Annotated in this window: 16 protein-coding genes; 4 read left to right on the top strand and 12 right to left on the bottom strand. The window is 65.6% G+C overall.

The genetic code is table 11. From position 1 onward, the window contains the following. On the bottom strand, positions 1 to 1,203 hold a 1,203-nt coding region (gene pnp / locus AB8841_RS29175; protein WP_370439230.1), incomplete at its 3' end, for a polyribonucleotide nucleotidyltransferase. Between the two features lie 289 nt (positions 1,204 to 1,492). Continuing rightward, entirely contained in the window at positions 1,493 to 1,762 is a 270-nt protein-coding gene (gene rpsO / locus AB8841_RS29170) for a 30S ribosomal protein S15 (protein WP_370439229.1), read from the bottom strand. A 297-nt stretch (positions 1,763 to 2,059) separates the two neighbouring features. On the opposite strand from rpsO, the gene AB8841_RS29165 reads away from it, so the two are divergent. After that, complete coding sequence (locus AB8841_RS29165) at positions 2,060 to 2,605, top strand: ferritin-like domain-containing protein (RefSeq protein WP_370439228.1); 546 nt, start codon at positions 2,060 to 2,062, stop codon at positions 2,603 to 2,605. A 211-nt stretch (positions 2,606 to 2,816) separates the two neighbouring features. Here AB8841_RS29165 and truB read toward each other — a convergent pair whose 3' ends face one another. From truB to rimP, 6 genes are all read right to left on the bottom strand, one after another. Further along, positions 2,817 to 3,749: a tRNA pseudouridine(55) synthase TruB gene (gene truB, locus AB8841_RS29160; protein ID WP_370439227.1), complete on the bottom strand. Its 933-nt coding sequence runs from the start codon at positions 3,747 to 3,749 to the stop codon at positions 2,817 to 2,819. Between the two features lie 7 nt (positions 3,750 to 3,756). Beyond that, the gene (rbfA, locus tag AB8841_RS29155) at positions 3,757 to 4,188 is read right to left on the bottom strand and encodes a 30S ribosome-binding factor RbfA (RefSeq protein ID WP_370439226.1); all 432 of its coding nucleotides are present in this window, start codon (positions 4,186 to 4,188) and stop codon (positions 3,757 to 3,759) included. Positions 4,189 to 4,345: 157 nt separating this feature from the next. Further along, a complete protein-coding gene (gene infB / locus AB8841_RS29150) occupies positions 4,346 to 7,441 on the bottom strand; it encodes a translation initiation factor IF-2 (protein ID WP_370439225.1) in 3,096 nt (1,031 codons plus the stop codon). Further along, positions 7,438 to 8,109 (bottom strand): RNA-binding protein, encoded by a 672-nt coding sequence (locus tag AB8841_RS29145; protein ID WP_370439224.1) that lies wholly within the window; start codon positions 8,107 to 8,109, stop codon positions 7,438 to 7,440. The genes infB and AB8841_RS29145 overlap by 4 nt, the downstream gene beginning before the upstream one ends. Before the next feature lie 30 nt (positions 8,110 to 8,139). After that, positions 8,140 to 9,759 carry a transcription termination factor NusA gene (gene nusA, locus AB8841_RS29140; RefSeq protein ID WP_370439223.1) on the bottom strand — a complete coding sequence of 540 codons (1,620 nt, stop codon included), beginning with the start codon at positions 9,757 to 9,759 and terminating at the stop codon, positions 8,140 to 8,142. Positions 9,760 to 9,771: 12 nt separating this feature from the next. Then, positions 9,772 to 10,395, bottom strand: a complete 624-nt coding sequence (gene rimP, locus AB8841_RS29135; RefSeq protein WP_370439222.1) for a ribosome maturation factor RimP — start codon at positions 10,393 to 10,395, stop codon at positions 9,772 to 9,774. A gap of 230 nt (positions 10,396 to 10,625) precedes the next feature. Between rimP and AB8841_RS29130 the strand changes: the two genes are divergently transcribed. From AB8841_RS29130 to AB8841_RS29120, 3 genes are read left to right on the top strand one after another with little or no spacing between them, the layout of a single operon-like run. Further along, the gene (locus tag AB8841_RS29130; protein ID WP_370439221.1) at positions 10,626 to 11,624 is read left to right on the top strand and encodes an efflux RND transporter periplasmic adaptor subunit; all 999 of its coding nucleotides are present in this window, start codon (positions 10,626 to 10,628) and stop codon (positions 11,622 to 11,624) included. A 1-nt stretch (position 11,625) separates the two neighbouring features. After that, complete coding sequence (locus AB8841_RS29125; protein ID WP_370439220.1) at positions 11,626 to 12,873, top strand: ABC transporter permease; 1,248 nt, start codon at positions 11,626 to 11,628, stop codon at positions 12,871 to 12,873. Then, entirely contained in the window at positions 12,870 to 13,577 is a 708-nt protein-coding gene (locus tag AB8841_RS29120; RefSeq protein WP_370439219.1) for an ABC transporter ATP-binding protein, read from the top strand. Before AB8841_RS29125 ends, AB8841_RS29120 begins: the two co-directional genes overlap by 4 nt. 224 nt (positions 13,578 to 13,801) lie before the next feature. Here AB8841_RS29120 and AB8841_RS29115 read toward each other — a convergent pair whose 3' ends face one another. The 4 genes from AB8841_RS29115 to lnt all read right to left on the bottom strand — a co-directional run bounded on the left by AB8841_RS29115 (position 13,802) and on the right by lnt (position 17,899). Continuing rightward, a complete protein-coding gene (locus AB8841_RS29115) occupies positions 13,802 to 14,485 on the bottom strand; it encodes a tRNA (guanosine(46)-N(7))-methyltransferase TrmB (RefSeq protein ID WP_370439218.1) in 684 nt (227 codons plus the stop codon). 5 nt (positions 14,486 to 14,490) lie between these two features. Then, positions 14,491 to 15,669, bottom strand: coding sequence for a methionine adenosyltransferase (gene metK, locus AB8841_RS29110; protein WP_370439217.1), 1,179 nt, complete (start codon positions 15,667 to 15,669; stop codon positions 14,491 to 14,493). Positions 15,670 to 15,776: 107 nt separating this feature from the next. Beyond that, positions 15,777 to 16,190, bottom strand: a complete 414-nt coding sequence (locus AB8841_RS29105) for a helix-turn-helix domain-containing protein (protein WP_370439216.1) — start codon at positions 16,188 to 16,190, stop codon at positions 15,777 to 15,779. A 17-nt stretch (positions 16,191 to 16,207) separates the two neighbouring features. Then, a complete protein-coding gene (gene lnt, locus AB8841_RS29100; RefSeq protein WP_370439215.1) occupies positions 16,208 to 17,899 on the bottom strand; it encodes an apolipoprotein N-acyltransferase in 1,692 nt (563 codons plus the stop codon). Positions 17,900 to 17,904: the final 5 nt, after the last annotated feature.

The following is a 17,904-nucleotide window of genomic DNA, read 5'->3' as shown; positions in this document are numbered from 1 at the left end:
TTCGCGGCGGCCGGGCGAGCCCATGCGGCCGGTCTCGCCGACGGAATAGGGCGGGAAGTTGTAGTGCAGCAGGAAGGTTTCCTTGCGGGTGCCTTCGAGCTCGTCGATGAACTGCTCGTCCTCGCCGGTTCCGAGCGTCGTCACGACGAGCGCCTGGGTCTCGCCGCGCGTGAAGACCGCCGAACCGTGGGCGCGGGGCAGAATGCCCACTTCCGACAGGATCGGGCGAACGGTCGTGAGATCGCGGCCGTCGATGCGCTTGCCTTCGTCGAGGATGTTCCAGCGCACGATCTTGGCCTGGACTTCCTTGAAGACGGCCTTGACCTTCTCAGAGTCGAACTTGGCTTCGCCTTCGGCCGGGCAGAGCGCGTCCATGACGCGTGCCTTCACAGCGTCGACGGCCGCATAGCGGTCCTGCTTCTTGGTGATTTTGTAGGCCTCGCGCAGGTCCTTCTCGGCGATGTCGAGGACGGCCTTCTCCAGCTCCGACAGGTCGGCGGGCTGGAAGTCGCGCGGCTCCTTGGCGGCCTTCTCGGCGAGGCGGATGATGGCCTCGATCACCGGCTGGAAGTGCTTGTGGCCGAACATCACGGCGCCGAGCATCACGTCCTCGGGCAGTTCCTTCGCCTCGGACTCGACCATGAGGACCGCGTCGGTGGTACCGGCGACCACGAGATCGAGCGAGGTCTGATCCATCTCCTGGAGCGGCGGGTTCAGCTTGTACTGGCCGCCGATGTAGCCGACGCGAGCCGCACCCACCGGGCCCATGAAGGGAACGCCCGAGACGGTCAGGGCGGCCGAGGCGGCAACCATGGCCACCACGTCGGGATCGTTCTCGAGATCGTGCGAAAGCACGGTCACGATCACCTGGGTGTCGTTCTTGTAGCCGTCGACGAAGAGGGGACGGATCGGGCGGTCGATGAGGCGGGAGACGAGGGTCTCCTTCTCGGTCGGACGGCCTTCGCGCTTGAAGTAGCCGCCCGGGATGCGGCCGGCCGCATAGGCGCGCTCCTGGTAGTTGACCGTAAGCGGGAAGAAGTCGATGCCGGCCTTCGGCTCCTTGGCCGAGACGACCGTGGCGAGCACGGTGGTCTCGCCGTAAGTGGCGACCACGGCGCCATCGGCCTGACGGGCCATGTGGCCGGTTTCGAGCGTGAGCTTGCGCCCGCCCCAGATCAGTTCTTCGCGTTGAATATCGAACATGTTTCGTCTTTCATGACAGCAGGAGCGGGGGCTCGATGCCATGAGCAAGACGGCAAGAGGCTCGTGAAGCGGGAAGCCCCGCCTCTCCAAGCCTCTTGCGATCCTGCCATGGTCATCGCGTCATCCGTCTCCTCAAAGGGACGCCGGGACTTGTCTGAAGCCTCGCCAGCGCCGGAGCGAAGGGTCGAATGATCTCATCCGATCCGTTCGTGGGTTCCGGGGGTGATCCTCATCGATCAGCCCGGAGAAACCGTCCGGAGCCGTGCTCCGGACGGAAAAGTTCAAAAGCCTAGCGGCGGATGCCGAGCTTCTCGATCAGGGTCTTGTAGCGGCTCTCGTCCTTCTTCTTCAGGTAGTCGAGAAGCGAACGACGCGACGAGACGAGCTTCAGGAGGCCACGCCGGGAGTGGTTGTCCTTCGTGTGGGTCTTGAAGTGACCGGTCAGGTTGTTGATCCGCTCGGTCAGAATGGCGACCTGCACCTCGGGGGAGCCCGTGTCGCCAGCCTTCTGGGCGAATTCCTTCACAAGCGCGTTCTTGCGCTCAGCAGTGATCGACATCGCATATCCTTTCAGGTTGTTTTGGTCGGTAGGGGCCATGGCCTTGAAGGCTCGGGCCGTGTTCGTCCGGGAAGGGCCGGGCCGGGATGTCGTCCAGCGCGGTCCGTCACCGGGACGGTCCTCATGAAGGGTCAATCCTCCGAGGCGGGCGCACCATACACGAATTGTGAATAAGTGCCAGTGGAATCGTTTTTACCAGGCCTGACAAGAGGATGGCCGGTGCAATACTGTCCGGGGAACAAGTCCTCGCGGTTCCTGTTGGTGAGCCAGACATCCCCCATATAGGAACCCGACGCCATGACCGCCAGCACCGCAGGCATGACGGACCTTTCGTCCAACGAGACCGTCAAGAACATCTTCATCACCGGCCTTCAGAACGCGCATGCCCTCGAGAAGGAAGCGCTGCAGCTGATGCAGCGTCAGGTGGAGCGCTTCGAGCATTACCCGGAAATGTCGGACCTGCTGCGCACCCATATCCGTGAGACGGAAGGACAGGTCCGCCGTCTCGACGAGATGCTGCACACTTTCGGCGAGGACCGCTCGCTGCTGAAGGATGTTGCGACGCAAGTGATGGCCAACATGGCGGCCGCGGGCCACATGCCCATGGCCGACGAGATTCTGAAGAATACCTTCGCGAACCATGCTTTCGAGAATTTCGAGATTGCGACCTACAAGGCCCTGATCACGATGGCCGAGGCCGCCGGCCACCAGCGCTTCGTCCCGGCCCTGCAGGAAACCCTGCGCGAAGAGGAAAAAACCGCCCAGGCGATCCGCGACATGGTCGAGCCGATCACGCGCCGATACCTGATGCGCGAGGCTGAAGGGAAGAAGGCGGACCGCTGAAATTCACGCGCTTCGTGCCGTCGTGGCCGGGACAAGCCCGGCCACGCCATCTTTGAGCAAGGCGGGCTCCGCAGCATCGGACGCGAAATCGAATTCACGTCCGGTGCGGCCAGCCTATATTCTCAAACATCTTTTCATGCAAAACCGGTTCGCACTTTTGTGTTCGTTGCTCCGGTCTCCGGAAGGTGTCAGGGGCCGAGGTCGATAAACGTCAGGCTCCCAGATTGAACACCCGATGCGGCACCAATTCGCCGCGCTCGACATCGCCTACGGCCACGAGAACGCCGTTGAAGGTGGCATAGATCTTGCCTGTGAGGGGCGCGTCGCGGCTCCTGAGAATGATGGATTGGCCGCGCATCAGGCGTCCCGCCATGTCGCGGCTGACGGCGATCGAAGGAATCTCGCTGAGCGCCGTCTCGACCGGACGCAAGGCCGCCGGATTGGTGGCGAGGTCGTCGACCGTGACCGCCTCATGCTCGCTGAACGGTCCCACGCGCGTGCGGCGAAGTGCCGCGACATGTCCGAGGCATCCGAGCGCGCGGCCCAGATCGCGGGCGATGGCCCGCACATAAGTGCCCTTGCCGCAATCCGCCTCGATCACCGACCGGTTGCCGTCGTGATGGACGAGAGCGAGCCGGTCGATCTCGACGGTGCGGGCCTGCAGCTCTACCACCTCGCCCTCCCGGGCGAGATCGTAGGCGCGCTCGCCCTGGATCTTGATGGCGGAGAAACGCGGCGGCACCTGCTGGACGGATCCTGTGAAGCGGGGCAACAGCGCCTCGATGTCGGAGGCTTCCGGCACCTTGTCGGTACGTTCCACGATTTCGCCTTCGGTGTCGTCCGTGTTGGTCTCGGCGCCCCAAGCGACGGTGAACACGTAGGATTTGCGGCCGTCCATGATGAAAGGCACGGTCTTGGTGGCTTCGCCGAGCGCGATCGGCAGGATGCCGGAGGCCAGCGGGTCGAGGGTGCCCGCATGGCCCGCCTTCTTGGCCGAAAGGCCGCGCTTGACCACCGCGACGGCATGGGTCGAGGTCATCCCGACACCCTTATCGAGAATGATCCAGCCGTTGACGTCGCGCTTCTTCGGGCGGTCGCCATGAGGGCGACGGTGAGGGCGCTCTGCGGGACGGTCTTCGGTCATCGATTTCTCATTCGTCGTTATCGTTGTCGTCATTCACGTCGAGGCCGGTCTTGCCGATGTCGCGCGACACACGGTCGGAGCGCAGCAGCGCGTCGATACGGGCCGCCTCGTCGAAGCTCTCGTCCCGGCGGAAGCGCAGGTCTGGCGCGAATTTGAGGTTCACCCGATGGGCGACTTCCTGGCGCAGGAGCTTCTTGTTCTTTTCCAGCGCCTTGATCACCGCGTCCTCGTCCTTGCCGCCGAGCGGCATCACGTAGGCGGTAGCGAGCTTCAGGTCCGGAGACATCCGCACTTCCGGGATCGTGATGACGTGCTTCGTCAGCACGTCGTCCTGAAGATCGCCGCGGGAAAGCACCTCCGCCAATGCGTGGCGCACGAGTTCGGCCACGCGCTGCTGGCGTTGGGACGGGCCGGTATTCTGTTCGAAACGTTTTGCCATGGTCATCCTCCGGGATTGGACCGGATCGATCGAAAAGGGCCATGACCGGGGTTGTTCCGGTCATGGGAATTGAAGAGGAACGCGGCTCATCCAAGCGAGATCACCGGGACAAGCCCGGTGATGACGCATTGTTCTGGAAGTGGCGCGAGGCGAGGCCTTAGAGGCTGCGCTTCACCTCTTCGACGCGGTAGCACTCGATCACGTCGCCGACGCGCATGTCCTGATAGTTCTCGAAGGCCATGCCGCATTCCTGACCCGAGGTGACCTCGCGGGCATCGTCCTTGAAGCGCTTGAGCTGGGACAGCCTGCCCTCGTGGATGACCACGTTGTCGCGGATGAGGCGGACATGGGCCCCGCGCTGCACCACGCCGTCGAGGACGCGGCAGCCCGCGACCTTGCCGACCTTGGACACGCTGAACACCTCGAGGATCTGGGCCTCGCCGAGCCGCTCCTCGCGCAGCGTCGGTGCGAGAAGACCCGACATCGCCGCCTTCACGTCATCCACGAGGTCGTAGATGATGTTGTAGTAGCGGATTTCGATGCCGGCCCGCTCGGCAGCCTCGCGCGCTTCCTTGTGGGCGCGCACGTTGAAGCCGAGGATGATCGCGCCGGAGGCTTCCGCGAGCGTGACGTCGGATTCCGAGATCGCGCCGACGCCGGCCTGGATGATCCGGGCGCCCACTTCGTCGTTGCCGACCTTCTCGAGAGCGCCGGCGATGGCTTCCGCCGAGCCCTGCACGTCCGCGCGGATCACGAGCGGGAATTCCTTGCGGCCGGCACCGGCCTTCAGGTCGCGCATCATGTCCACCAGGGTGCGTCCGGCCGAGCCCATGCGGGCGGCGGCGCGTTCGCGCTTCTGGCGCGTGCGGTACTCGGTGACTTCGCGGGCTCGGGCTTCGGACTCGACCACCGCGACGCGGTCGCCCGCCTCCGGCGTGCCGTTGAAGCCGAGCACCTCGACCGGAACCGAAGGACCGGCCTCCTTCACATTGGAGCCGAGGTCGTTGATCAGCGCACGGACGCGGCCCCATTCGGCACCCGCCACCACGATGTCGCCGGTATGCAGCGTACCGCGCTGGACCAGAACCGTGGCTACCGGGCCGCGGCCGCGATCGAGCTTGGCTTCGATGACGGTGCCTTCGGCCGAGCGGCCCCCATTCGCCTTCAGGTCGAGAATTTCGGCCTGGAGCTGGAGACCTTCGAGCAGTTCGTCGAGGCCCTGGCCGGTCTTGGCCGAGACCTCGAACTCGAGGGTTTCGCCGCCCATGGATTCCACCACGATCGAGTGCTGAAGCAACTCGGTGCGGACCCGCTGCGGGTTGGCGTCCGGCTTGTCCACCTTGTTGATCGCCACGATCAGCGGCACCCCGGCCGCCTGAGCGTGGGTGATCGCCTCGACGGTCTGGGGCATGACGCCGTCATCGGCCGCCACCACGAGAACGACGATATCCGTCACCTTGGCGCCGCGGGCGCGCATGGCCGTGAAGGCCGCGTGACCGGGGGTATCGATGAAGGTGATCTTGCCGCCGAGCGGCGAGGTCACCTGATAGGCGCCGATATGCTGCGTGATGCCGCCGGCCTCGCCGGAGACCACGTTGGTCTTGCGGATCGCGTCCAGCAGAGAGGTCTTGCCGTGATCGACGTGGCCCATGATGGTGACGACGGGCGGACGGGATGCGAGGTTCTCGTCCGTGTCCGGCGTATCGAACAGGCCTTCCTCGACGTCGGATTCCGCGACGCGCTTCACCGTGTGGCCGAGCTCTTCCGCGACGAGCTGCGCGGTATCGGCGTCGATCACGTCGGTGATCTTGTGCATCTGTCCCTGCTTCATCAGGAACTTGATCACGTCCACCGCGCGCTCCGACATGCGGTTGGCGAGTTCCTGGATGGTGATCGTCTCCGGAACCGTCACCTCGCGGGCGATCTTTTCCTTCTGCTCCACCTGGCGGTGGCCCATCAGACGCTGGTTGCGGCGGCGGAAGGCGGCGAGCGAACGGGTGCGCTCGTCATCGTCCGACGTTGCATTGGCGAGAGTCAGGCGACCGCGGCGACGCTCCTCGCCGGGAGCGGTCTTCGTGGGCTTCGGAACGGCAGCCGGCTTCGCCGGGCTGCCGGGGCGGCGTGCGACGCGCGGTGTCTCATCATCGTCGATCTCGACGGCGGGACCGCGGGCTGCGACCACCGGCGGAGCCGTGCGGGTATTGGGCTTGGCCGTTGCCGGATCGGGAATCGCCGGGGCGGCCGGGCGCGCCATGTGATTGAGGCTCGGCGGACGGCCGCCTGTTGTCCCGACGCTGCTGCGCGGGCCACCGAAACCGCCGGGGCGGCCTTCGCCGCGCGGGCCATCCTGGCGGAAACCGCCGGGGCGGCCTTCGCCGCGCGGACCATCCTGACGGAAACCGCCGGGGCGGCCTTCGCCACGCGGACCGTCCTGACGGAAGCCGCCGGGGCGGCCTTCGCCGCGCGGACCGTCCTGGCGGAAACCGCCGGGGCGGCCTTCGCCGCGCGGACCATCCTGACGGAAACCGCCGGGGCGGCCTTCGCCACGCGGACCGTCCTGACGGAAGCCGCCGGGGCGGCCTTCGCGGCCTTCGCTGCGCTGACCGTCCTGGCGCGGAGCCGGACCACGGTCGCGGGCCTGTGCGGGAGCGGGAGCAGGAGCTGGGGTCGGAGCAGGAGCCGCTTGCTCGCCAAGGCGGCGGCGAGCCTCGTCCTCGGCGCGGCGCTTGCGCTCCTCGTCCTGACGACGGCGTTCCTCTTCCTCGTGCTTGCGGGCTTCGGCCGCTTCGCGGTCTTTGGCCTCGGCCGCTTCGCGCTCGGCGCGGCGCACCACTTCCTCGGCCTGGCGCTTGCGCTCTTCCTCTTCGCGCCGGCGGGCATCGACGAGGGCGTTCATACGGGCATCGCGCTCCTGATCGGAGAGCGTCTGCAGCACCACGCCGGACCGGGGCGCATTGGAGGATGGGCCGGAACGCTGCGGACGTCCGCCCTGGGACGCCGCGGGCCTTCCCGTCGGCGCAGCCGATTTCGGCGCGGCAGCGGGGGCTGCAGCCTGGGAGACGGCCGGCTTTTCATCCTTCGCCCCACCGGGGCCAACGGCAGGGCGACGCTTCACAGTCTCGACCACGACCGCTTTCGACCGGCCATGGGAGAAGCTTTGGCGCACGGTACCTTGTTCGACCGGGCGCTTCAGAGACAGCGTCTTGGACGACACGTGGAGAGTCTTGTCGCCCTGGTTTTTCGTATCACTCATTCCGCTAATGTTCCTGCGGGTTTCAAAATCGTGGGTTCGCCGGTCTCGTTTCCGAGGCCAGATGGATCGGCTCCGATGCCGCAGAAAGTGCGGTAACGATGCCAGCGGTTCAGAAAGCCGTCGCTCCCAGCGCCCGCGACGAGGGCAGCATGTATCACATGTGACCGGCCTAATGCCAAATCCAATTCGTCATTTGACAATACTTGGATGACCGGAAAGCTAGATATTGCCCCGCCGAGGCGTTTTCGCAACGGGTTCGCCAATTTTCTTCGCCCATCTTCAGCCGCCTCTGCGGCATGAATAAGGGCAACGATGGGCTTATCCGTGATGGCCGACTCGACTTTCTGGAAGCCGGTGATGACGCAGCCTGCCTTGTTGGCGAGTGCGAGACCCTGTCGCACGTCGTCCCGGAGCAGATGCTCGATGTCCCGGGAGAGGGTCTCCGGAGCTTTCGCTTCCGTCTTGAAGGCGCGGGAGAAGAGGCGGCGCTTGACGGCCTCGTCCACCATGTCGGCTCGGGCCGTGACCCAGACCCCGCGGCCGGGCAGCTTGTGCCGGAGGTCGGGCACGACCTGTCGGTCGGGCCCGAGGACAAAGCGGATCAGCCCCGCGGGGCCTTGCGCCTCGCGGGTGATGATGCAGGTGCGCTCCGGTTCATGCCGCGGCACAGGTTCTGACCTCGCTTCGCCATCGTCCGATTAAGACGGCTGAGCCTCGGTCTCGGCCTCGTCGGCCGATCCCTCGGTCTCTACGGTTTCTTCAGGCTGCTCGATCCAGCCTGCCTTCACGCGGGCGGCCATGACCATGGCCTCCGCCTCGGTGCGGGATACGTCGAAGCCGTCGAGAGCGCCCTTGTAGCGGGTCGCTTCGGCTCCTTTGCCCTCCGTCCAGCCGACGAGATCGTCGGTGGCGCAGCCGGCCAGGTCCTCGACCGACTTGATGTCGTTCTCGCCGAAGGCCACCAGCATCGCCGTGGTGATGCCGTCGATCTCCTTCAATTCGTCGGCGACGCCCAGTTCCTTGCGGCGGGCCTCGTTCTCGGCCTCGATGCGGGCGATGTATTCCTGGGCGCGCGTCTGGATCTCGGCGGCGGTGTCCTCGTCGAAGCCCTCGATGGAGGCGACTTCGGCGGAATCCACGTAGGCGATTTCCTCGACCGAGCGGAAGCCTTCGGAGGCGAGAAGCTGACCCACCACCTCGTCCACGTCGAGGGCGTTCATGAACAGATCGGTGCGCTCGGCGAATTCCTTCTGACGGCGCTCGGATTCCTCGGCCTCGGTGAGAATGTCGATGTCCCAGCCGGTGAGCTGCGAGGCCAGACGCACGTTCTGGCCGCGACGGCCGATGGCGAGCGAGAGCTGATCGTCCGGAACCACCACTTCGATGCGGTCGGCGTCCTCGTCGAGCACCACCTTGACCACTTCGGCCGGCTGCAGCGCGTTGACGATGAAGGTCGCCTGGTCGGGAGACCACGGAATGATGTCGATCTTCTCGCCCTGAAGCTCGCCGACGACCGCCTGGACGCGGGAGCCGCGCATGCCGACGCAGGCGCCGACCGGGTCGATGGACGAATCGCGCGAGATCACGGCGATCTTGGCGCGGGAGCCCGGATCGCGGGCCACGGCCTGAACGGTGACGATTCCGTCGTAGATCTCCGGCACTTCCGAGGCGAAGAGCTTCGCCATGAATTGCGGATGCGTGCGGGACAGGAAGATCTGCGGTCCGCGCGTCTCGCGGCGCACGTCGAAGAGATAGGCGCGGATGCGGTCGCCCGGACGGAACGTCTCGCGCGGGATCAGCTCGTCGCGGCGGATGATCGCCTCGCCGCGGCCGAGATCGACGATGACGTTGCCGTATTCGACGCGCTTGACCGCGCCGTTCACGATGTCGCCGATCCGGTCCTTGTATTCCTGGTACTGGCGGTCGCGCTCGGCGTCGCGCACCTTCTGCACGATCACCTGCTTGGCCGACTGGGCCGCGATGCGGCCGAAATCGAAGGGCGGCAGGGTGTCGGCGATCACGTCGCCCACCTGAGCCGCCGGGTTGTGGCGGGACCGGGCCTCCGAGAGGGTGATCTCGCGGGAATCGTTCTCCATCGCCCCGTCCTCAACCACGAGGAGGTGGCGCGACAGGCGTAGCTCGCCCGTTTTCGGGTTGATCTCGGCGTGGATGTCGGTCTCGGCGCCGTAGCGGGAGCGCGCGGCCTTCGCGATGGCGTCCGCCATGGCGTCAAGCACGATCTGCTTGTCGATCACTTTCTCACGCGCGACCGCATCGGCGATCTGCAGAAGCTCAAGCCTGTTGGCGCTCACAGCCATCGAGGGCACTCCTTAATTCGGTTTTGTCTCGGACGGGTTGCGCGCCTCCGGCACTTCCACCACATCCGTATCTTCATCCAGTTCGTCCGTGGTCGGCGCGGTTCCCCGGCGCAGCGATTCACGAATCAGGTCGTCCGTCAGGACGAGATGGGCCTCGCCCAGGTCGGTCAGAGGCAGACGCGCGATGGGCTCCAGGCCCTCCTTCACGTCCGGAAGCTCGACCACGAGCTTTCCGTCCTCCACGCCCCGGAGAAAGCCCCGGAAACGCTTGCGGCCGTCCAGCGGCACGGCCATCTCGATCTTCGCGTCGTGCCCGGTCCAGCGCTCGAAATCGCTCGCTCGCACCAGCGGACGGTCGATCCCCGGCGAGGAGACCTCGAGATAATACGCCGTCGAGATCGGATCTTCGAGATCAAGAACCGGTGAAATCGCGCGGCTCACCGTCTCGCAATCGTCCACCGACATGGTGCCGTCCGGCCGTTCGGCCATGATCTGCACGGTGCAGCCGTTCGTGCCGGTGACCTTCACCCGCACGAGGTTGAAGCCCAGGCCCTCGATCACGGGCTCGACGATCGCGGCCACCCGGGCAGCAACGCCGTTCTCCGTAATCAGCCGCTTGTCGCGTTCGTTCGTCATGGCTCTCCGAAGCTCCGGTATACGAGCAACAAAAAAGAGCGGACCCGGCGGGGTCCACTCTCGACCAGCAGCTTTACGCTGCAACCAGAGCTGACAACGGGAATATACGTGCGTAAGGCCCAAAATGCAAGCTCCTGCGGGGCGAACCGCGCGCCGGGTCTCCGCAATGGACCGCAATCGCTCCATCTACGAAGCTATGCTAGAGAAGCCCGTTCCCTGGAGAACCGGCCTTGAAGATCTCCCGCGTGCTCCTCGTCCTCGTACTGCTTCTGGCGGTCGCAGCGGCGTATTGGCGCTTCGCCCGACCTCCGCAAGTCACAACGGTCGCGCCCGGTCGCGGCGACGCGGCGGAGATCGTCTACGCCACGGGCGTGGTGGAGCCGCGCACCTGGGCCAAGGTGACGCCCCTGTTGCGGGAGCGGATCGTGGAGCTGTGCAATTGCGAGGGCGAGACCGTGGAGAAGGGCGCCGTGCTCGCCCGCCTCGACGACCGGCAGGCGCAGGCGACCCTCGCCGAGCTGCGCGCAAGGCAGAAATCGAGCGCAGCGGATTACGACCGTATGGCCGCCCTGGTGGAGCGCAGGGTCGCCAGCGAGCAGGCTCTCGACCGGGCCCGCAGCGATCTCGGCCAAGTCCAGGCCCTCATCGCGGGCCAGGAGACGCGCCTCGAATCCTACGTGCTCCGGGCCCCCATGAACGGTGTCGTCCTGCGCCAGGATGGCGAGGTGGGCGAAGTGGCCGAGCCCGGCACGGTTCTGTTCTGGGTCGGCGAGCCCAAGCCCCTCTGGGTGGTGGCGGACGTCAACGAGGAGGACATCCCGCGCGTCGCGGTGGGGCAGCGCGCCGTCCTGAAGTCCGATGCCTTTCCGGACCGGATCCTGGAGGCGCACGTGGATTCCGTCACGCCGAAGGGCGATCCCGTGGCCAAGACCTATCGCGTGCGCCTCGCCCTACCGGATACGACGCCGCTGCGCATCGGCATGACGGTCGAGGTGAACGTGGTCGCGCGGGTCTCCGCCAACGCGCTGCTGGTACCGACCAACGCCTTGCGCGGTTCGACCCTCGTCGTGGTGCAGAACGGCACGGCCCGGCGACGCGACGTGACGATCGGGATCCGCGGAGCAAGCCGCACGCAGGTCCTGTCCGGTCTCGATGAAACGGAGCGGGTGATCGTGCCGTTTCCGGAGGATCTCGCGGATGGCGCGACGGTAACGGAAAAGAGAGGCTAGCATGCGCCTCATCCTGGAGCTCGCACTCACCCATATCGCCGGGCGTGGCCGCCAGACCATCGTGGCCGTTCTCGGCGTGGCGCTGGGCGTGGGCTTCTCCATCGCCATGGCGGCCCTGATGCAGGGCACGGAGAAGGATTTCATCGCGCAACTCGTCGACACCATGCCCCATGTGCAGATCTCGGACGAGCGCCGCACACCGCGCCGCCAGCCGGCGGAAGACCTCTTTGCCGCCGTGCAGTTCGACGGCCTGAGGCCGAAGGAGGATCGGCGCGGCATTCTCAATCCGGCCGCCGCCTTCGCGTCGCTGCGCTCCTGGGTACCGGGACGCATCGCGCAGAGCCTGCGCACGCAGGGAGTGGCGCGCTATGCCGGGCGGGATGTCGGAGTGTCCATCATCGGCATCGAGCCGGAGATCGAGGCCACGGTCTCGTCGGTGGCGGGGGATTTCGTGGAGGGAAGCTTCGACGCGCTCAGGGCCGGCGGCAACAACATCGTCGTCGGCGACCGTCTGGCGCAGCGCCTCGGCGCGTCCATGGGCACGACCATTCAGCTCGTCTCGGCCACCGGCCAGTCGCGCGGCTTCAAGATCGTCGGGCAGTTCCACACGGGCAACAATGCCCGCGATGAAGGCGAGACCTACGTGCTCCTGAAGAACGCCCAGATTCTCTCGGAGCGCCCGAATGCCATCAACGACATCCGGCTGCGCCTCGACGATCCCGAGGCCGCGCCGCGCGTCGCACGCCAGGCGGAGGCGGAGCTCGGCTACAAGGCCGTGCCCTGGCAGGAGGCCAACGAATCGCTGCTCGAAGCTCTCGTGGTGCGCAATGTGGTCATGTACACGGTAGTCGGCGCCATCCTGCTGGTCGCAGGCTTCGGCATCTACAACATCATCTCCACCATCACCCATGAGAAGGCGCGCGACATCGCCATTCTGAAGTCGCTCGGCTTCACGCAAGGAAACATGCGCCGCCTGTTCCTGGTCGAGGGGCTCGCCTTGGGGTTGGCCGGATCGATCGCCGGATGGATGATCGGTTTCCTGTTGTGCTTCGCGCTCTCGCAGGTGGAGTTCAGGCTGTCCGGGGCAGGCGTCGGCCGCGAGCTGACCCGTCTGCCGCTCTTCTGGTCGCCCTGGCACTACGCGATCGCCTCGGGCTTCGCCCTCGCGTCGGCGGGCGTGGCGGGCTACCTGCCCGCGCGTCAGGCGGCGCGTCTCAACCCCGTCGACATCATCCGGGGAGCCACATGAGCGCGCTGATCGAGGCCGAGCATCTCACCCGCATCCTCCCGGCTATCGTGCCCGTGACGCTGGTGCGCGACGTGTCGCTCACCGTCGGCGAACGGGAATTCGTGGCGATCACCGGCCCCTCCGGCTCCGGCAAGTCGTCGTTGCTCTATCTGCTCGGCCTGCTCGACCGCCCCACCGGCGGGACCCTGAAGGTCGCGGGGCAGGACACGTCGCGGCTCGACGACGACGCGCTTGCGGGATTGCGGCTCGAGAGCCTCGGCTTCGTGTTTCAGTTCCATTTCCTGTTGCCGGAATTCAGCGTCCTGAAGAACGTGGAACTGCCGATGCGCAAGGCGGGACGCCTTCCTGCTTCCGCAATGCGCGAGCGGGCGGCGGGCCTTCTGGAGGATCTCGGCCTCGCGGGCCACCTCGACAAGAGGCCCGATCAGCTCTCAGGCGGGCAGCGTCAGCGCGTGGCGGTCGCGCGGGCCCTGGCCAACGATCCGCACGTATTGCTGGCCGACGAGCCGACCGGGAGCCTCGACAGCAAAAGCTCCGAGCAGGTCTTCGCCATCCTCCATGATCTGGTGAAAAAGCGCGGCAAAACGGTTATCGCCGTCACCCACGACATGGGCATCGCCGCACGCGTCGACCGGCGCGTTCATCTCGTCGACGGCAGGGTGGTGAGCGACGAGCGCACCGAGGCGCGAGAGCATCGGACGTGAAAAGTGGATTTGCACTTTTGGGATCAATTCGATGCTCCCACTATGGAACAGCGCATCGTTTGCCGCGAAAAACCGGGGCCACTTTTTCGCACGAGGCGCGAGAGCATCGGACGTGAAAAGAGGAATCCACTTTTGGGATCGAATCCGATGCTCCCTTCTTAGATGAGCGCATCGTTCTGGCGAAAAACCGGGTCCACTTTTTTCGCACGATGCGCTATGCAGACTCAGTTCCGAACGAAAGTCAGGTAGCTCGGCACGCGGCCTTCGCGGATGGCTTTTGCTTCGTAGCGGGTGCCGGGCCAGCCCTCGTAGGGTCTGCGCCAGTCGTCGGCGCGCCCAGCCGTCCAGCGGAAGTGATCGGAGCGCAGCGCGCGGGCCAGCACCCAGCCGATATAATCGTCGATATCGCTGGCAAAGCGCAGTTCCGCCCCGGGCTTCATGACGCGGGCCAGCATCTCCAGCATCTCGTCGGATACGAGGCGGCGCTTGCGCTGGCGACGTTTCGGCCACGGATCGGGGTAGAGGATGTAGACCCGGTCGAACGACCGGTCGGGCAGCTCCGGCAGGAGCTTGGTGACGTCGTCGTCCCACACCCGGATATTGTCGAGCTTCTCGTGCTCCACGGCCGCGAGCAGTTTCGCCATGCCGTTCACGAAGGGCTCGCAGCCGATGAAGTTGACGTCCCGGTGGGTCCGGGCCTGGGCGGCGAGATGCTCGCCGCCGCCGAAGCCGATCTCGAGCCAGGTTTCGCGGGCCGTCGCGTTCGGAAACTGGCCGGAAGGGGGACTGCCCGGGACCACGCGGATCGCGGGCAAGAGGTTCTGGATCAGGTCATCCTGACCGGAGCGAAGCTTCTTGCCTTTCCGGCGCCCGAAAAATGCGCCGGCGCGCTGTTGTGCCTCGCTCATGACGGTTAGCGGAAGGCCGCCTTCAGGGTATCGACGAGATCGGTGCGCTCCCAGGAGAAGCCGCCATCCGCGTCGGGCCTGCGGCCGAAATGGCCATAGGCCGAGGTCCGCGCGTAGATCGGCTTGTTGAGGCTGAGATGGGTGCGGATGCCGCGCGGGGAGAGGTCCATGACCTCCATGAGCACGGCCTCGAGCTTGTCCTCGCCCACCTTTCCAGTCTCGTGCAGGTCCACGTAGATCGCCAGGGGCTTGGCCACGCCGATGGCGTAGGCGACCTGGAGGGTGCAGCGGTCCGCGAGACCGGCCGCGACCACGTTCTTGGCGAGATAACGGGCGGCATAGGCGGCCGAGCGGTCCACCTTGGTCGGGTCCTTGCCCGAGAAGGCGCCGCCGCCGTGCGGCGCCGCGCCGCCATAGGTGTCGACGATGATCTTGCGTCCCGTCAGACCGCAATCGCCGTCGGGACCGCCGATCACGAACTTGCCGGTCGGGTTCACGTGCCAGATCGTCTCGGGCAGGATCCAGCCTTCGGGCAGCGTCTCGCGGATGGTGGGCTCCACGATCGCGCGAACTTCCTCCGAGGTCAGGTTCTCGTCCAGATGCTGCGTCGACAGAACGATCTGGGTGGCCGCGACGGGCTTGCCATTCTCGTAGCGCACGGTGACCTGGCTCTTGGAGTCGGGGCCGAGCTTTCCGACATCGCCCTTCTTCGCCTTGCGGGCAGCGGTCAGGTTCTCGAGGATCTTGTGGGCGTAGTAGATCGGCGCCGGCATCAGCTCGGGCGTCTCGTTGCAGGCATAGCCGAACATGATGCCCTGGTCGCCCGCGCCCTCGTCCTTGTTGCCGGAGGCGTCGACGCCCTGTGCGATATGCGCCGACTGAGCGTGCAGGTAGACGTCAATCTCGGCCTTCTGCCAGTGGAAGCCTTCCTGCTCGTAGCCGATGTCCTTGATGGCGTCGCGGGCAAGCTGGATCACCTTGTCCTTCGTGATCGAATCGGGGCCGCGTACCTCGCCGGCAATGACCACGCGGTTGGTGGTTGCCAGGGTTTCGCAGGCGACGCGCGCCTCGGGCTCAGCCGCCAGATAGGCATCGACCACCGTATCGGAGATCCGGTCGCAAACCTTGTCCGGATGGCCTTCAGACACAGACTCGCTGGTGAAGAGATAGCTTGACCGCCGCACGACAGAATTCCTTTGAGGCAAATGAAGAGAGGCTGAGCCTTCAGAGTCCACAGACTCGCACCTTGGTCATGCCTTACGGCAAAGGAAAGGTCAAGCGAACGCGTTCGTTATGACGAACGTTCCTGCTCCTCCTGTGCCGCGAGTGACGCGACGAGCTGCACGATGCTCTTGCGGACCTTGGCGCTCTTGATACCCGTAAAGGTCCGGATCAGCTGGAGGCCCTCCGGGGTCGACATGACATCAGCAATATAGGGTGGGGATTCCGCCTCCGCGAAGCTGGATTCTTCCTTGCCGCTCCTGATGCCGTCGAAGAAGAAGTGGATGTCGACGCCCAGGATCTTTGCGATATCGACGAGGCGGCCGACGCTGATCCGGTTCATCCCCTTTTCGTATTTTTGGACCTGCTGAAAGGTAAGGCCAAGCAATTCGCCAAGTTTTTCCTGACTCATGCCGACGGAGATACGGCGCATGCGGACGCGCGTGCCAATTTCCTTATCGATTAAGCTGGTCGACTTCTTCATGGCCCCACGCTTTCTTATCAAAGCTGATGTAACGCCGTGTCCAACTTATCGGATGAGAATGTGGCTCTTTGTTTTCGACGTACAAACAGGGCCATTAAGCAGATCGTCAGCAGAGCCGTCAAAGAAAAGCTTCTTGTTTTTGCAGAATAAAAAGCCTCCAACGCAACCGGAAGATCGGAGTCTAAAATGCCTTCAACTCCGAGTGGAAGGCTGCTCACGAGCCTCCCGTAAGGGTCGACGACACCTGAGATTCCCGTGTTGGCCGCTCTCACCAGAGGTAGTCCTTCTTCTACGGCACGCAGGCGCGCCTGAGCGAAATGTTGGTAGGGACCGGTTGTTTGGCCGAACCAGCCGTCATTCGTCAGATTGAGAATCAGGCGCGGTCGCGGACCGTCGCCCTCGGCCAGGATCTCTCCGGGAAAGATCGCCTCGTAGCAGATCGTGGCGGCGACCGGCGGCAGGCCGGGAATGGTCAGGGCCTCTCGCCTTTCGGCGGGCTCGAAGCCGCCCGGGATATGCACGAACTGGCGCAGGCCCACGGCCCGGATCAGCGTCTCCAGAAAGGCCGGGACGTATTCGCCGAACGGCACGAGATGCACCTTGTCGTAGGAGCCGAGGATCGTGCCGCGGTCGTCGATCACCTGGATCGCGTTGAAGAACTTGCCGATCGATTCGCCCGGCAGCGGCTCGTCCATGCGCGCCGCGCCCGTAATCAGCACCGCGCCCGCCTCGAGAAGCCCTCCGATCTGGGCGAGCGAGACCGGGTCGCGATGGAGCAGGAACGGGAACGCGGATTCCGGCCAGACGATATGGGTGACCTCGCCGAGGGTTCGCCCGTCGCGGCCGGGGCGGGCGCTCAAGGAGAGATAGCGCCGCATGATCGCATCGCGGTTGCGCGGGTTGAACTTCGCGTCCTGGGCCAGGTTGGGCTGCATGATGCGAAGGCGCACATTCGCCACGCTCGCGATGGGGGTAGCGGGGATGCGCCATAAGCCGAAAGTCGCCATGGCGAGGAGCGCGACCGCCGCGAGCCCCGGCGCGAGCCAGCGCGCCCGGGCCGTCGGCCCCGTGAGGATCGCGGCCGGGGAGGCGCAGATCGCAAGAGCGAGGAAACACAGGCCGTAGAGGCCGAGGATCGAGGCGCTCTGCATGAGCCAGAGATTCTGGCCGAGCGCCATGCCGGGATTGTTCCAGGGAAAGCCGGTGAAGAGATGGCCCCGCAGCCATTCGCTCACCGTGAGGGCAAAGGCGAGGGCAAGGATGCGCGAGGCGTCGGGCTGCCAGAGCAGGCGGGCGAGCGCGAACCCGAAGGCCGTGAAGAAGGCCAGCAGAGCCGGGAGGCCCAGAACCCCGAAGGGCAGGGCCCAGGCGAATTGATCCGCCTCGACGAGAAAGGCCGCGCCAAGCCACCACAGCCCGGCCACGAAATATCCGAAGCCCCAGAACCACCCGATCAAAGCCGCCGATTTGAAGGAGGGCCATCGGGAAAGGTCGGGCTTGGAAAGGTCGGGCTTGGAAAGATCGGGCTTGGCAAGATCGGGCTTGGCGGTGCCGTCGATCAGCCAGACGGCCGGCGTCAGGGACAGGGCGAGCGCCGGAAGGAAGCCGAAGGGCGGCATGGCGAGCGCGCCCGCCGCGCCCGCCGCGAAGCTCAAGGTCCAGCGGCGCCATCCCCGGGCGAGGATGACGCGGTCCGCCAGGGGAATCATTCGGG

This window comes from Microvirga sp. TS319, from assembly GCF_041276405.1.
Classification (GTDB): domain Bacteria; phylum Pseudomonadota; class Alphaproteobacteria; order Rhizobiales; family Beijerinckiaceae; genus Microvirga.
Note: the sequence above shows the minus strand (reverse complement) of the source record. Positions and strands in the feature narration are given on the sequence as shown.